Genomic DNA, 15,541 nt, shown 5'->3' on the forward strand with positions numbered 1-15,541 from the left:
ACGTTGTCGCGCCCCACCGCAGGCCAAGCCACCCGCACCGCGCACGACCCCTGTCCGCTCCGGGCGGGCACCCCGTCCCCCCGGCCCCGCCCGGAGCACCCCGCGCTCACCTCCCCGAGCACGGCGAAGGGCCGCACCCCCGTCACCGGGAGTGCGGCCCTCGATCGCGTCGCGCCAGACCCTACTTGCGCAGCAGGCTGCGCAGCACGTACTGCATGATGCCGCCGTTGCGGTAGTAGTCCGCCTCGCCGGGGGTGTCGATGCGGACGACCGCGTCGAACTCCACGCCGGTGTCGGTGGTGACCTTGACCGTGCGCGGGGTGGTGCCGTTGTTCAGCTCCTCGACGCCGGTGAAGGAGAAGGTCTCCTCGCCGGTCAGGCCGAGGGAGGCCGCGGTGGCGCCCTCCGGGAACTGGAGCGGCAGCACGCCCATGCCGATGAGGTTCGAGCGGTGGATGCGCTCGTAGGACTCGGCGATGACGGCCTTGACGCCGAGGAGCGCGGTGCCCTTGGCGGCCCAGTCGCGGGACGAGCCGGAGCCGTACTCCTTGCCCGCCAGCACGACCAGCGGGATGCCCTGGTCGATGTAGTTGCGCGAGGCGTCGTAGATGAAGGAGACCGGCGCGCCCTCGACGGTGAAGTCGCGGGTGTAGCCGCCCTCGGTGCCCGGCGCGATCTGGTTGCGCAGGCGGATGTTGGCGAAGGTGCCGCGGATCATGACCTCGTGGTTGCCACGGCGCGAGCCGTAGGAGTTGAAGTCACGACGCTCCACACCGTGCTCGGTGAGGTACTGGCCCGCCGGGGTGTCGGCCTTGATGGCACCGGCCGGGGAGATGTGGTCGGTGGTGACCGAGTCGCCCAGCTTGGCGAGCACACGGGCACCGGTGATGTCGGTGACCGGGGCCGGCTCCGTCTGCATGCCCTCGAAGTAGGGGGGCTTGCGGACGTAGGTGGACTCGGCGTCCCACTCGAAGGTGTTGCCGGTCGGGATCGACAGGGCCTGCCACTGGGCGTCGCCCGCGAAGACGTCCTGGTAGGACTTGGCGAACATGTCCTCGCCGATGGCGTTCGCCACGACCTCGTTGACCTCGGCCTCGGAGGGCCAGATGTCCTTGAGGAAGACCGGGTTGCCGTCCTGGTCGATGCCCAGGGCGTCCTTGGTGATGTCCACCTTCATGGAGCCCGCGAGGGCGTAGGCGACCACCAGCGGCGGGGAGGCCAGGTAGTTCATCTTGACGTCGGGGTTGATCCGGCCCTCGAAGTTGCGGTTGCCCGAGAGGACCGACGTGACCGCGAGGTCGTGGTCGTTGACGGCCTTGGAGACCTCCTCCGGCAGCGGGCCGGAGTTGCCGATGCAGGTGGTGCAGCCGTAACCGACCAGGTTGAAGCCGACCTTGTCGAGGTAGGGGGTCAGGCCCGCCTTCTCGAAGTAGTCGGTGACGACCTTGGAGCCCGGGGCGAGGGTGGTCTTGACCCACGGCTTGCGGGTCAGGCCCTTCTCCACGGCCTTCTTGGCGACGAGCGCCGCGGCGACCATGACGTACGGGTTGGAGGTGTTGGTGCAGGAGGTGATGGCCGCGACCGTCACCGCACCGTGGTCCAGCTCGTAGGTGGTGCCGTCGGGGGCGGTCACGGTGACCGGGTTCGACGGGGTGCCGTTGGGGGCGACGGCCGGGGAGTCGGAGGCCGGGAAGGACTCCTTGCCCGCCTCGTCCACGACGTCGACGTAGTTGAGGACGTCCGACTTGAACTGCTCGGCGGCGTTGGCGAGGACGATGCGGTCCTGCGGGCGCTTCGGGCCGGCGATGGAGGGGACGACCGTGGAGAGGTCCAGCTCCAGCTTCTCGGAGAAGTCGGGCTCGGCCTTCGGGTCCAGCCAGAGGCCCTGCTCCTTGGCGTACGCCTCGACGAGCGCGACCTGGTGGTCGCTGCGGCCGGTCAGGCGCAGGTAGTTCAGCGTCTCGTCGTCGATCGGGAAGATCGCGGCGGTCGAGCCGAACTCCGGCGACATGTTGCCGATGGTGGCGCGGTTGGCCAGGGAGGTGGCGGCCACGCCCTCGCCGTAGAACTCGACGAACTTGCCGACCACACCGTGCTGGCGCAGCATCTCGGTGATGGTGAGCACCAGGTCGGTGGCGGTGGTGCCGGGCTGCAGCTCACCGGTGAGCTTGAAGCCGACGACGCGCGGGATGAGCATGGAGACCGGCTGGCCGAGCATGGCGGCCTCGGCCTCGATGCCGCCGACGCCCCAGCCGAGCACACCGAGGCCGTTGACCATGGTGGTGTGCGAGTCGGTGCCGACCAGGGTGTCGGGGTACGCCTTGCCGTCACGGACCATGACGACGCGGGCCAGGTGCTCGATGTTCACCTGGTGGACGATGCCGGTGCCCGGCGGGACGACCTTGAAGTCGTCGAAGGCGGTCTGGCCCCAGCGCAGGAACTGGTAGCGCTCCTTGTTGCGGCCGTACTCCAGGTCGACGTTCTGCTTGAAGGCGTCGCTGGTGCCGAACTTGTCGGCGATGACGGAGTGGTCGATGACCATCTCGGCCGGGGAGAGCGGGTTGATCTTCGCCGGGTCGCCGCCGAGCGCCGCGACGGCCTCACGCATGGTCGCGAGGTCCACGACACAGGGGACGCCGGTGAAGTCCTGCATGATCACGCGGGCCGGCGTGAACTGGATCTCCTGGCTGGGCTGGGCCTGCGAGTCCCAGCCGCCGAGGGCGCGGATGTGGTCGGCGGTGATGTTCGCGCCGTCCTCCGTGCGGAGCAGGTTCTCCAGCAGGACCTTCAGGCTGTACGGCAGGCGGGCCGAGCCCTCGACCTTGTCCAGCCGGAAGATCTCGTACGACTCGTCGCCCACCTGCAGCGTGCTGCGGGCGTCGAAGCTGTTCGCCGACACGACAGTCTCCTTCTTTGATGTGCGCGTTCCACCGCATCCTGCCGCCACGCCGGTCCAGCGTTCCGCTAAGGTAAGGCTAAGTTAGGTAACCCTTACCAGGGTGACTGCCGCGGTGCGCCTCGGCAGATATCTCGATGTCGAGATAACTCTAGTACATGGGGGCTGGATGGTCATGCCCGGATGGCGGGTGTGACCGGTCCGTCACGCCCGCCATGGGGAGGCCCACAGGGGCGGGCGGCTGGGACGATCACCGGATGAACCACTTCTCGTACCGCCCCGCCACCCCGGGCCAGGACCCCGAGTCGCGGACCCGCCCGCTCGGGCCCGGCAGCCGACCCGAGCTGCCGGCCGCGCTGGAGGCGGTGAACCGCGACCTGGCGGCGACCTTGCCGGAGGCCGGGCCGATGCGGCTGCTGTGGACGCCCTCGGACGACGAGGACATCCCGGACCAGTACCACGCGGCCCTGCCCGACGGCCGCTGGCACGGATACACGACCGACCCCGCCGCGGGCATCGCCGAGGCGGCCCAGGAGACGGTCCAAGCCGTGCTCTGGCAGGTGTGGCCGCTGTGCCCTGAGCACCGCACCGGGGTGCACTCGGGCGTCGGGGCGGGCGAGCGGGACGTGTGGTGGTGCCGGGCCGGCGAGGGCCACGAGCTGTGCGCGGTCGGCGAACTGGCGCGGACCCTCCCCGGGAAGCAGCGCCGGACCCTGCGCCGGAAGGAGCGCGGGCGGGAGGGGTGACCGGCGACGGCGAGCGCACCCCTCTTCACCCCACGGCAGGCGGGCGAGGTGTTCGCGAGCGGCCACCGACGATCGGGGGCTCGCCGCTCAGACGGTTGCTTTGGCCGCCCAGGAGCCGACCCCCACCACCACCGGGTCGGCCACCGCCCGCGCCCCGCAGGCATAGAGGAGCCGGCGCAGTTCCTCCCAGGAGAACATCGGCTCACCCCACGTATCGAGCCAGAGGTCCAACCGCCCGCTGCCGTCAGCCGCGCGGGTGAGGTCCCACGCGGTACCGGGAGAGGACCGGTGCCGAGCCCTGGGAGATCCCGGGTCGAAGCGGAAGAGCCGGTTCTGAGCGCACGGCTCGCCTCGGTGGACAGTCGCTTTCCCGCACCCGACTCGGCCGGCGGCACGGAGTCACCCAAGTCCGCGGCATAGGCCGGGTCCAGCTCCTGGTGGAAACCGATCAGTCTCATCTCATCCTCCGCCGGCGGGGTGGAAGATCCGCCGACGCCCGCCATTGTCCGTTGAAGTCGGCGGTCAGCAGCGCCTGTTCACCGCCCAGCGGCACGAGACATACGGCCGTCATCACGACCGCGAACGGCAGAAGACAAGTTCATACCCGTCACACCCCTGCCACAAGGCGCACCGCCCCTGGACCGCACGTCCTGTCGGTCATCAGTTCCCCGAACGGGGGTATCCGGCTTGTGCGCCACTCAGGAGCGCCGAGAATCGGAGGAGACAGTCATGGGCCTGACGTTCCGCAAGAGCTTCCGCATCCTTCCCGGCGTGCGGCTGAACATCAACCGTCACTCCTGGTCCATCACGACCGGCGGTGGCAAGCACGGTCCCCGTCACACCCACAGCAGCACCGGGCGCCGTACGACCTCGATGGACCTGCCGGGTCCGTTCGGGTGGCGCAAGACCACGACCAAGAAGCGCTGACCGTCACCGGCGGCCGCTGACCCCACGTCACCCGAACGGACCCCCCGAGGAGGCGCGATCTCATATCTGAGATAGCCTCAACCTCATGTCAGACGACTACCTCGTACGCATCGGCAAGCTCATCCGTGACGCCCGTCAGCACCGTGGCTGGACTCAGGCGCAGCTCGCGGACGCGCTCGGCACCAGCCAGAGCGCGGTCAACCGCATCGAGCGCGGCAACCAGAACATCAGCCTTGAGATGATCGCCCGGATCGGCGAAGCCCTGGACAGCGAGATCGTGTCGCTGGGCTACGCGGGTCCGATGCACCTGCGGGTCGTCGGTGGCCGTCGGCTGTCCGGCGCCATCGACGTCAAGACGAGCAAGAACGCGTGTGTGGCGCTGCTGTGCGCGTCGCTGCTGAACAAGGGCCGTACGGTGCTGCGCCGGGTGGCGCGGATCGAGGAGGTGTACCGCCTGCTGGAGGTCCTGAACTCCATCGGCGTGCGCACCCGCTGGATCAACGACGGCGTCGACCTGGAACTGGTCCCGCCGGCCGAGCTGGAGATGGACGCGATCGACGCGGAGGCGGCCGTCCGCACCCGCTCGATCATCATGTTCCTCGGCCCGCTGCTGCACCGCATGGACCGCTTCATGCTGCCGTACGCGGGCGGCTGCGACCTCGGCACCCGCACGATCGAGCCGCACATGATCGCCCTGCGCCGGTTCGGCCTGGACATCGCGGCGACCGAGGGCCAGTACCACGCCGTGGTGGACCGCACGGTCCGCCCGGACCGCCCGATCGTCCTGACCGAGCGCGGCGACACCGTGACGGAGAACGCGCTGCTGGCGGCGGCCCGCCACGACGGCGTGACCGTCATCCGCAACGCGTCCTCGAACTACATGGTGCAGGACCTCTGCTTCTTCCTGGAGGCCCTGGGCGTACGGGTCGAGGGCATCGGCACCACCACCCTCACCGTGCACGGCGTGCCGAACATCGACATCGATGTCGACTACTCCCCCTCCGAGGACCCGGTCGAGGCGATGAGCCTGGTCGCGGCGGCCGTGGTGACGGAGTCGGAGCTGACGGTGCGCCGGGTGCCGATCGAGTTCCTGGAGATCGAGCTGGCGGTCCTGGAGGAGATGGGGCTCGACCACGACCGCAGCCGTGAGTACTTCGCGGACAACGGCCGCACCCGGCTGGTCGACCTCACGGTCCGCCCCTCCAAGCTGGAGGCGCCGATCGACAAGATCCACCCCATGCCGTTCCCCGGCCTCAACATCGACAACGTCCCCTTCTTCGCGGCCATCGCCGCGGTCGCCCAGGGCCAGACCCTCATCCACGACTGGGTCTACGACAACCGGGCCATCTACCTCACCGACCTCAACCGCCTCGGTGGCCGCCTGCAGTTGCTGGACCCCCACCGCGTCCTGGTCGAGGGCCCGACCCGCTGGCGCGCCGCCGAGATGATGTGCCCGCCCGCGCTGCGCCCCGCGGTCGTCGTCCTGCTGGCCATGATGGCCGCCGAGGGCACGTCGGTACTGCGCAACGTGTACGTCATCAACCGGGGGTACGAGGACCTGGCGGAGCGGCTGAACTCGATCGGGGCGCAGATCGAGATCTTCCGGGACATCTGATCGGTGCGGTGTCGTGCCCCTTGGAGACAAGGGGCACGACACCTCCACGTCAGAGATGTCTGAGCTCCCGTCAGCCCTCACAGGCTTACTCGTCCTGCGGCAACCGGGCCCACCTGCGCAGACGGCATCAAGGCGGTGATCCCGGAGAAGAAGGACCAGGCCGCCGACCGGAAGACGCACAACAGCCCCCGGAACGCGACCCGTACCCGACCCGGACTCAGGCAGTCCCGGGTATCACAAGCCCCGACTCGTACGCCACGATCACCAGCTGTGCCCGGTCCCGCGCCCCCAACTTGCCCATCATCCGGCTGACATGGGTCTTGGCGGTCAGCGGGCTGAGTCCCAACGCGTCGGCGATCTCGGAGTTGTTGAGACCGCGCGCGACCAGCGCGAGCACCTGCCGTTCCCGTTCGGACAGCCCGCTCGGCCCGCCCGCTGCGGATGCCGTCGCGGTGTTCGGCGCGCGGAGAAAGCGGGCGATCAGCCGCGAGGTGGGACCGGGCGAGAGGAGGGACTCCCCCCCGGCCACCGTCCGGATGGCGTCGAGGAGTTCGGCCGGCCTGATGTCCTTCACGAGGAAGCCGGACGCCCCGGCCCGCAGTGCCTCGACGATGTGCTCGTCGGTCTCGTACGTCGTCAGGACGAGCACCTTCACCCCCGCGAGATCCTCGTCGGCGGCGATGAGCCGGGTCGCCTCGATCCCGTCGAGGTCGGGCATGCGGATGTCCATCACGATGAGATCGGCCCGCGCCGACCGGGCCAGCGCCACGGCCTCCCGCCCGGTGCCCGCCTCGGCGACGACCTCCATGTCCCCGGCCGACGAGACGAGCATCGCGAAGGAGGCCCGTACGAGGTTCTGGTCGTCGGCCAGCAGTACGCGGATGGTCATCGAACCTCGTCCTCCCGGGACAGCGGCAGTGTGGCGGTCACCTCGAAGCCCCCAGCGGGCCCCGGACCGGCGTCCAGTGTCCCGCCCACGCTACGGGCCCGCTCCCGCATTCCGACGAGCCCGAACCCCGGCCTGCCGTCGGACGGGCCCACCTCGCCGCCCGGGCCGGCGTTCCCGCCCGTCCCGTCGTCCCTGACACTCACCCGCAGTGCGCCGTCCGCGGCCCACAGACCCACCCGCACGGTGAGGTCCTCGCGGCCACCGTGACGTACGGCGTTGGTGAGCGCCTCCTGCACGATCCGGTACGCGGCGGCGCCCACGGAGGGCGGGACGCCGTCCGCGCGGACGGACAGTTCGACCTTGGTCCCGGCCACCCGGCCGGTCTCCGCGAGCCCGGCCAGTCCGTCGATCCCGGGCAGCGGCCCCCGCATGTCCTCGGCCCCGGAAACAGAACTGGACACGGAACCGGCACCCGCTCCCAGATCCGCGCCCACCCTCACGACCGTGTCCTGCGCCCGCAGCACCTCCAGCGTCGCACGCAGTTCCCCCCGGGCGGTCCGGCAGGTCCCCGCGATGTCGTCCAGCGCCTGGGCGACGGCCTTGCGGTCGAGGCGATCGGGGTCGAGGTTGAGGACGTGGGCCGCCACGGACGTCTGCACGCCGATGAGCGTGATGCTGTGGGCGAGCAGGTCGTGCAGGTCACGGGCGATCCGCAGCCGTTCCTCGGCGACGCGGCGCCTGGCCTCCTCCTCCCGGGTGCGTTCGGCCCGTTCGGCCCGCTCGACGATGGAGGCGACGAACCAGCGGTAGTAGCGGACGTCGATACCGATGAACAGGACCGCGATGATCCAGCCGGAGATCTCCAGGGACTCCGGCGCCCCGCTCGGGTTGGCGAGGCCGTCGCTGATCACTGTCGGGCCGAGGACGGCGACACCGGTGATCAGCGTGCGGCGTACGGTGCCGGTCGCCGCGACGGTGTAGAGCGCCAGGACGGTCGCGGGAATGGGCAGGGTGGGGTTGTAGTCGAGGGCGTAGTACGGAGCCACGCAGGCCACCACCCCGAGCAGGGCCACCACCGGACGGCGGCGCCGCCATACGAGGGGCACATGCCCGGCGAGCAGCAGCGTCCAGCCGAGATGGTCGGGCGGGATCCCTTCGCCGCCCATCAGGGCGATGGCTACGGCGAGCACGGCGACGCCCAGCGCGAGGACCGCGTCGTTGCGGGTGCGGTGCGGTGCGGTCAGCGGTTCGCGGTTGATGGCGGACATGACGTGCTCGACGCGACGGGACCGCCCGCCGCCACCGGCCGTCGTCTCCGCCGCCGGCCGATCGCGTACCCCTGTGGTCGCTCCCCGTTCTTCCACGGCTCCATCTTCCGGTACTCGTGCGGGAACCCAGGGCCCCTCAGGAAGGAGAGGCACCCGGGCGGGCCCGCCGGTTCAAGGTGCTCGATCGGCGTGCTGGATCGGAGCGTTCGATCAGATTGCTCGATCGAGGCGTTCGATCAGCGTGCTCACGGTGCGCCGACGGTTTCCGCCTGCCGCGGCGGCTCGGACGGTCCGGTCCGTTCGGCCGGGTCGGGCTCTCGTGAGAGCACGCCCGGCCACCACACCTTCCGGCGCAGGGCGACGCTGGCGCTGGTCACCAGGTACGTCCGTACGAGGAAGGTGTCGAGCAGGACGCCGACGGCGATCACGAAGCCGAGCTGGACCAGCTGCACCAGGCCCATGTTCGTCAGCACGGCGAAGGTCGCGGCGAGGACCAGTCCGGCGGAGGCGATGACGCCGCCGGTGGTGCGCAGCGCGGTGAGTGCCGCCGCGGTCGGTTCTGCTCCCGCCAGGGACTCCTCCCTCATCCGATGCATGAGGAAGATGCCGTAATCGACGCCGAGGGCGACCAGGAACACGAAGGACAGCAGTCCGAGCCCCGGATCGGTGCCCTTGAGGCCGAGGAGCGGTTCGAAGACCAGTCCGCCGATCCCGAGGGAGGCGCCCCACACCGCGACGACCGCGACCACCAGGAGCAGCGGTGCGACCAGACTCCGCAGCAGCCCGATCAGGATGAGCATCACGAAGACGAGGACGAGCGGCACGACGATCTTCGTGTCCCGGGCGTTGGTGACCTCCAGGTCGATCTGCTGGGCGCTGTCCCCGCCGACGTAGGAGCCCTTCAGTTCGTCCCGCAGGGACTTGATGGTGGCAGTCTCCCCCGCCGACTGGGGTGCGCTCTTCGCGAAGACGGAGATCTCGGTCCAGCCGTCTCCCGTACGCCCCTTCTCCGCGCTGCCGACGCCCGGTGTGCCACGGACGGTCGCGAGGGTCTCGTCGGCGCGCCCCTGCGGGGTGATCACGTCGATGGGCTGGCTGCCCTGCCCGGGATACGACTTGGCAAGGGTCTCCATCGCGACGACGGCCTCCGGCTTGTTGACGAAGGAGTCCTCCTGCTTGAGCGGTCCCGGCAGGTTGAGCGAGCCCAGCGCGAGGGCGCCGAGCAGTAGGGCACCGCTCGCGAGCACGGTCAGCGGCCTGCGTCCGGCAGAGCTGCCCATCGCCGAGAACAGGCTCCGCCGCTGCTTGGGCGTACTCCCGAAGACGGGCACGAGCGGCCAGAACACACGCCGTCCGACCACTACGAGGATGGCGGGGAGCAGGGTCATCATCGCGATCAGCGCGCACAGCACACCGACGGTGCCGAGCGGGCCCATGCCCCGGCTGCTGTTGAGGTCGGCGGCGAGCAGGCACAGCAGTCCGGCGGCGACGGTGCCTGAGGAGGCGAGCACGGCGGCCCCGCAGCCTCGCAGGGCGGCGACCATGGCCTCGTACGGTCGCTCGAAGCGCCGCAGCTCCTCCCGGTAGCGCGAGACGAGCAGCAGCGCGTAGTCCGTGCCCGCCCCGAACACGAGGATCGTCATCACACCCGAACTCTGCCCCGAGACGGTCGTGCCGAAGGCCTGGTTGATGCCGTAGGCGACACCCATGGACATGTAGTCGGCGACCCCGGCGACGACGAGGGGCACGAGCCACAGCACGGGGCTGCGGTAGATCAGGATCAGCAGTACGGCGACGACGGCGACGGTGGTGTAGAGCAGCGGTCCGCCGAGCGAGTCGTAGACCGCGCCGGAGTCGGTGGCCAGCGCGCTGGTGCCGCCCACGTCGACGCTCAACCCGCCTTCGCCCTGGGCGACTTCGCGGACGTCGTTGACGAGCTTGTCCCGCTGTTCCTCGTTCGCCCCGGGCTCGTTGCTGGCGACCGGGTACATCAGGGTCGTGCCGTCCTTGGACGGAATCCCCTTGGGAGCCCCGCCGATCAGCTCGTGCTGCCGCGTGATCTCCGCGACCTGCCTGGCCGCGGTCTTCCGGTCGGCGGCGCTGAGCCCGCCGTCCCGGTGGTAGACGAGCACCATCTCGGTGGTCTCGCCCCCAGGCAGCTTGTCCTCGATCTTCGCCGCTCGCGTCGAGTCCGCGCTCGCCGGCAGGTAGTCGGTGACCTGGTCGTGCTGCACGTCGGCGAGCTTCGCCGCGAACGGCCCGACGATCGCGATCACGGCAATCCACAGCCCGAGCACCGCCCATGGAACGACTCGCCTGCGTCCCGTCCTCGTCGTGGTTGTTTCTGCGGCCCTCATTGGCCGACTCCCTCCGGGTGACGTCTGCTTCGGTCCCCAGACTTCCGGTGAGAACCACGGCTTTCGTCGGGCGAGAGGGCGAGGTGACGCGTACTGCCGGAGGCGACGGCGGGTGCGGATTACTCCCTGGGGAGTACTCGGCGGACGGCGCGACGCCCGGAAGGGGCGCGGGGAACCACGTGACGAGCCGTCATCGACCGGCAGCGGACATCGATCCCCCGCCGGGAGGGCGCCGGGCCCACCCGGGGTTCACGACGGCGTCCGCGGCGCCGTGAGCAATCCGCTCCGCAGCTCAGACCGTCGCCTTGGCATCCTCCGTCCGCCGATCCTCCCGGGGGGAGGAGGCTCTGACATCGGGAATCGCGAGAATCGCGAGATTGACGACGGCCACGGCCGCGGCGGCGACGCCCAGAAGGAAACTCTTCCCGACCCACGCCGCCACGGGGGCGGCCACGGCCAAACCGAGCGGCCGGCACGAGAGAGAGATCAGGGCGTCGAACGATCCGACCCGCCCCAACGCGTGTTCGGGGATACGCCGTTGCAGGCTGGTCTCCCACAGGGGCGTCAGGACCCCGATACCGGTCATCGCCAGCAGGTAGGCGACGACACAGACGGCCAGGGGCGCCGACAGGGCGAACGCGGCCAGCGGCAGGGCATAGAGGGCCGTACCGCAGGCGCCGACGGCAAGCGGACGCCGGACGGGCAGGCGTTGAGCGCTCAGACCACCGACGATCAAGCCTGCTGTCCCGACCTGCATCATGATCACCCAGGAGGCATCACCGCCGAGTTCCTTCACGGCCACCAGCGGCCCCAGGGACATCAGCAGGCCCGCCGTCAGGTGCCAGACCCCGTGACCGAACACCGAATACATGAACCAGGGGTGACGCCGGGTCTCCTGCCAGCCTCCGCGGACCTCCTGAAGAAAACTGCCGGCGCGTGCGGTGGCCTTGGTGACCGTCGCGGGAGTGATTCCGCCGAGTGTCAGCGCGGAGCCCAGAAAGAGCAGCGCCGTGCTGAGTGACGACCATCCCGCTCCCAGGGTGAGCACCAACGTGCCGGCGAGGGCGGGAGCCGCGATCTGGGCGACTCCGTTGATCACACTGATCCGTGAGTTGACCTTGAGGCGATCCGTCGGCGGCACGGTGTTCGCCACCAGTCTGCGTACCGCGGGCATCCCGAATGCCACGCCGACACCGGTGCAGGCCGCCAGGACGGCGAGCCGTGGCGCAGTGGCGAGATGGTTCAGCAGAAGCAGTGCCATGACCCCCTGAGCCGCACAACGCGTCAGGTCCGCGAGAAGGACGATTCTCTGCGGCGGGAACCGGTCGGCTGCTACGCCGGCCACCGGCAGCAGCAGAACCATGGGGAGCGTCTCGCAGGCCAGCACGACACCCAGGTCCCCCGCGGCGCCGGTGGTGCCGATGACGGCCAAAGTCAGCGTGGTGGGGATGAGCGCGGTGGCCAGCGCGGCTGTGCCGCGGCCGAGAATCAGCCGGCCTGTACGGGAAGTCACGGAGGGGAGGCCCATGCGTATGTCTTTCTTCATTTCCTGGGGCAGGCGGGGAGACGGCTCACTCCATGGCGAAGTCCTCCCACACCGCTCGGGCAGCGTTCAGTCCGCTGCTGGCAGCACCCGTCCACATGTAATACGAGGTGCCTATCGCGTTTCCCGCACTGTAGACAAGGGGGTGTGAGGTACGGCCGTTGATGTCCGTTCTGGGATACCCGTTGTCCAGCAGCTCAAGGCCGAGCGAGCCGGTGAAACGCCGTTCGGGCTGGGCCACTTCGGTCAGCAGGACGACGTCGACGACCAGCTCCCGTGACTCCCGGGTGCGCAGCTGAAGCCTTCCGGAGGGAAGCTCCTCGGCCTCGGCTATTTCGTCGATGACGATTTCGGCGCCGTCCTTCACCAGCAACTCGGCCGCGCGCTTCTCGGCTTCCGGCGCTTGGCTGTCAGCCACGATCACGGTCATACGACCCGCGTGCCGCTGGGCCAGTCGGGCCATCCAGACCGCATTCCCGCCGCGGCCGACGACAGCGAAGTCCTTCCCGTCGTTCTCGAAGGTGTGGCAGTAGGGGCACTCGAAAATGCTCTTTCCCCACGTGCCTTCCGGGATCCATCCAGGGAGACGATCCTCGCGACCGGTGGCGAGGATCAGCCGCCGGGCGGTGAAACCGCCACGGGTGCGGGTGGTCACCAGCACGCCCGATTCGGAGGCGGAGACGCCGTCCACGTGATCCCAGACGAACTGGGCTCCGCACTCGGCGGCGTCCTTTTCCATCTTGGCGTAGATGACCTCGGGCCGCTCACCATGGGCGAACGGAACGTTACGGACGCTGGTGGCGGTGGAGTTGCGGCGCTCCGGCAAGGAGACGACAAGAACGCTGCGCTTGGACCGTGCCGTCATGACCGCGGCCGACAGCCCTGCCGCTCCCGCCCCGACAATGATCACGTCATAGTGAGTGGACGGCGTGAGCCGTTCCGTCTGCTGCATCTTTCGTCCTCCGTCTCTGCTGCCTCTGCCTGACCCCACGGGAATCACCGGCCGGCGGTGAGCCCCTCGTGGCGCCCTTCGTCCAGACCGCACACGAAGCCGGCACCCCGTTCGAGAACGCGCACGACCCCACCGACGCTCGCTTTGGGGACGACCGTGTGCCCCTTGTCCCGAAGCGCGTCCACCGTGCCGTCGGGGATGCCGGAATCGACTCGGAGCTGAAGCTTCATGTCCGCCTCGGCCTTGTCACACCCCGGGTAGTACGTCCACCGCGGCAGCGATAGCGCTGCCAGGGGTGAGCGGCCGTCCATCAACAGCCGGATGAGCACCTGGGCGTTCCACTGGGTCTGCCCGTCACCGCCCGGCGTCCCGCCGACCCAGCGGCTTCGCTGTCGTCCGCGTCAACTACCGCGGATCGACGGGATATGGCAGGGCGTGGACCGATGCCCTCTGGGGGCGTGTCGGGCTGATCGAGCTCGAGGACGTGGCTGCCGTACGCGAGTGGGTCGTCGCCGAGGGGCTGGCCGATCCCGGACGCCTGGTCCTGGCCGGCAACTCGTGGGGAGGCTTCCTGACGCTCCTGGGACTCGGCGTTCAGTCTGAGTCGTGGGCCGTCGGACTGGCTTCCGTGCCCGTGGCCGACTACGTGAGCGCCTACGAAGACGAGATGGAGCCGCTCAAGGCGCTGGACCGCGCCTTGTTCGGAGGCTCTCCCGCCGACGTACCCGACAGATACGAGGCCTCTTCTCCGCTCACGTACGTGGACAAGGTCGGGGCACCCGTTCTCATCAGTGCTGGCGTCAATGACGCGCGTTGCCCGATCCGTCAGATAGAGAACTACGTGAGCCGCTTGGAGGCACTGCGCAAACCCCACGAACTCTATCGCTACGAGGCGGGTCACGGGTCGCTGGTGATGGAGGAACGAGTCAAGCAGTTCGCCAACGGACTCGCCTTCGTGAAACGCCACTTGCCGTGATTCGGCCACCACATGGCCATCGGCGGTCACGGCGCGGTTCCCGCGATGGGACGGAATCGCCGCAAGCCGTCTCCCCCTGGACCTGATCCTGTGGAGGACGACGCCGGGCGCGCCGCCGGCAGGCGGGACGGCCACGCCGATGCGGATCGTTGCGGCACCCCCGGGCCGGGACGATCCGCACCCGGATCCCCTCAACGCCTGGGGGTTCCACGTGATGCCGCCGGCAGGACGTGCCTGGTCACTCGCGGCTGGCGCCTCGGATCGCCTTCACCAGTCCGGTGATGAGCTGCGCCCGTTCAGCCATCATGCCGATCACCAGATACTCGTGATCGGCATGAGCGCCCCCACCGACCGCCCCGAGCCCGTCGAGCGTCGGCACTCCCAGCGCGGCCGTGAAGTTTCCGTCGCTGCCGCCGCCGACCGCCACGCCCTTGATGCCCGGCATCAGCGTCTGCGCCATCTCGACCAGGTGGGAAGAAGCCGACTCGGGCATGGGAGGGCGCCCCACCTCACCCCGGACGACGATGTCCGCCTCGTCCAGATGCGGAGCGAGGGCCGCGAAGGCCGATTCGATCCGCTCCTTCTCCTTAAGGGTCTCGACGCGAACATCGACCCACACCGTCGCGTCCGCCGGGACGACGTTGTCGGCGGCTCCCGCCGACGCCACTGTCGGCGTCACTGTCGTACCGATCTCCGGCCTGCCGAGCGCCGCGATGTCCAGCACCTGATGCGCGGCTTCCACCAACGCGTTCACGCCGGCCTCCGGCTCCAGCCCCGCGTGCGACGCGCGGCCCTTGACGCGGACCTCGAACGTGCCACATCCCTTGCGGCCCGTCTTCAGATGCCCACCCTCCGCCGCGCCTTCCAGCACAAGCACGGCGCCGCAGGCGAGAGCCCGTTCCTCGATCAGGGCCCTTGAGGAGCCCGAACCGACCTCTTCGTCGGCGGTCACCAGGATCTCCACGCCTGAGAGGTCGTCCAACGCCGCGAGGCCGTGGACGGCCTGCACCAGTCCCCCCAGCATGTCGAAGACCCCGGGGCCCGTCGCCCGGCCGTCCTCCACCCGGAACGGGCGCCGCTCCAGCGTGCCCAGAGGAAAGACCGTGTCATGGTGGCCGAGGATCAGCACCCGGGGAACGCCACCGCCCGTCCAGCGCACATGCGGCCCCGCCTCGCTCTCCACCAGGACGGCCTCTCCCCCGAGCCGGCTCTCGACCACCGCCGCCACCGTCCGTGCCGACGCGCGCAGAGCGTCTAGGTCACGCGAGGGAGACTCCACCTCGACGAGCCTGCGCAGATCCTCGAGCATGGCGTCGACGCTGACATCAGCGTTGTTGTGCGTCCTCATCGCTCAAAGATACGAGACGCGCCG

At 69.7% G+C, this 15,541-nt stretch carries 11 protein-coding genes and 1 pseudogene; 4 read left to right on the forward strand and 8 right to left on the reverse strand.

Going from position 1 to position 15,541, the window contains the following annotated elements; all coding sequences use genetic code 11:
- Positions 1-181: 181 nt before the first annotated feature.
- Positions 182-2,899, reverse strand: a complete 2,718-nt coding sequence (acnA, locus tag EV284_RS22625; protein ID WP_130337085.1) for an aconitate hydratase AcnA — start codon at positions 2,897-2,899, stop codon at positions 182-184.
- Between the two features lie 254 nt (positions 2,900-3,153).
- Here acnA and EV284_RS22630 point away from each other — a divergent pair, with 254 nt between their 5' ends.
- From EV284_RS22630 to EV284_RS22640, 3 genes are all read left to right on the forward strand, one after another.
- Entirely contained in the window at positions 3,154-3,642 is a 489-nt protein-coding gene (locus tag EV284_RS22630) for a hypothetical protein (protein WP_130337087.1), read from the forward strand.
- Positions 3,643-4,371: 729 nt separating this feature from the next.
- Positions 4,372-4,569 (forward strand): DUF4236 domain-containing protein, encoded by a 198-nt coding sequence (locus EV284_RS22635; RefSeq protein WP_031181605.1) that lies wholly within the window; start codon positions 4,372-4,374, stop codon positions 4,567-4,569.
- Positions 4,570-4,654: 85 nt separating this feature from the next.
- Entirely contained in the window at positions 4,655-6,184 is a 1,530-nt protein-coding gene (locus EV284_RS22640; RefSeq protein WP_031181604.1) for a UDP-N-acetylglucosamine 1-carboxyvinyltransferase, read from the forward strand.
- A gap of 217 nt (positions 6,185-6,401) precedes the next feature.
- On the opposite strand, the gene EV284_RS22645 is transcribed toward EV284_RS22640, so the two are convergent.
- The 6 genes from EV284_RS22645 to EV284_RS22670 form a co-directional block, all read right to left on the reverse strand.
- Entirely contained in the window at positions 6,402-7,073 is a 672-nt protein-coding gene (locus EV284_RS22645; RefSeq protein ID WP_130337089.1) for a response regulator transcription factor, read from the reverse strand.
- Positions 7,070-8,341, reverse strand: coding sequence for a histidine kinase (locus EV284_RS22650; protein WP_165425617.1), 1,272 nt, complete (start codon positions 8,339-8,341; stop codon positions 7,070-7,072). Before EV284_RS22650 ends, EV284_RS22645 begins: the two co-directional genes overlap by 4 nt.
- Positions 8,342-8,586: 245 nt before the next feature.
- Positions 8,587-10,698 carry an MMPL family transporter gene (locus tag EV284_RS22655; protein ID WP_130337094.1) on the reverse strand — a complete coding sequence of 704 codons (2,112 nt, stop codon included), beginning with the start codon at positions 10,696-10,698 and terminating at the stop codon, positions 8,587-8,589.
- Positions 10,699-10,990: 292 nt separating this feature from the next.
- Positions 10,991-12,244, reverse strand: a complete 1,254-nt coding sequence (locus EV284_RS22660; protein ID WP_130337096.1) for an MFS transporter — start codon at positions 12,242-12,244, stop codon at positions 10,991-10,993.
- Positions 12,245-12,269: 25 nt separating this feature from the next.
- Positions 12,270-13,193, reverse strand: coding sequence for an NAD(P)/FAD-dependent oxidoreductase (locus EV284_RS22665; protein ID WP_130337098.1), 924 nt, complete (start codon positions 13,191-13,193; stop codon positions 12,270-12,272).
- 44 nt (positions 13,194-13,237) lie between these two features.
- A complete protein-coding gene (locus EV284_RS22670) occupies positions 13,238-13,522 on the reverse strand; it encodes a gamma-glutamyltransferase (protein WP_242625781.1) in 285 nt (94 codons plus the stop codon).
- Positions 13,523-13,575: 53 nt separating this feature from the next.
- Here EV284_RS22670 and EV284_RS22675 point away from each other — a divergent pair.
- Positions 13,576-14,169: pseudogene (locus EV284_RS22675) on the forward strand (prolyl oligopeptidase family serine peptidase); the annotation flags it as partial.
- Positions 14,170-14,407: 238 nt separating this feature from the next.
- Here EV284_RS22675 and EV284_RS22680 read toward each other — a convergent pair.
- Complete coding sequence (locus EV284_RS22680) at positions 14,408-15,517, reverse strand: M20 family metallopeptidase (protein WP_130337100.1); 1,110 nt, start codon at positions 15,515-15,517, stop codon at positions 14,408-14,410.
- Between the last annotated feature and the right edge of the window lie 24 nt (positions 15,518-15,541).

Source organism: Streptomyces sp. BK022, assembly GCF_004217355.1.
GTDB classification, from domain to species: domain Bacteria; phylum Actinomycetota; class Actinomycetes; order Streptomycetales; family Streptomycetaceae; genus Streptomyces; species Streptomyces griseoluteus.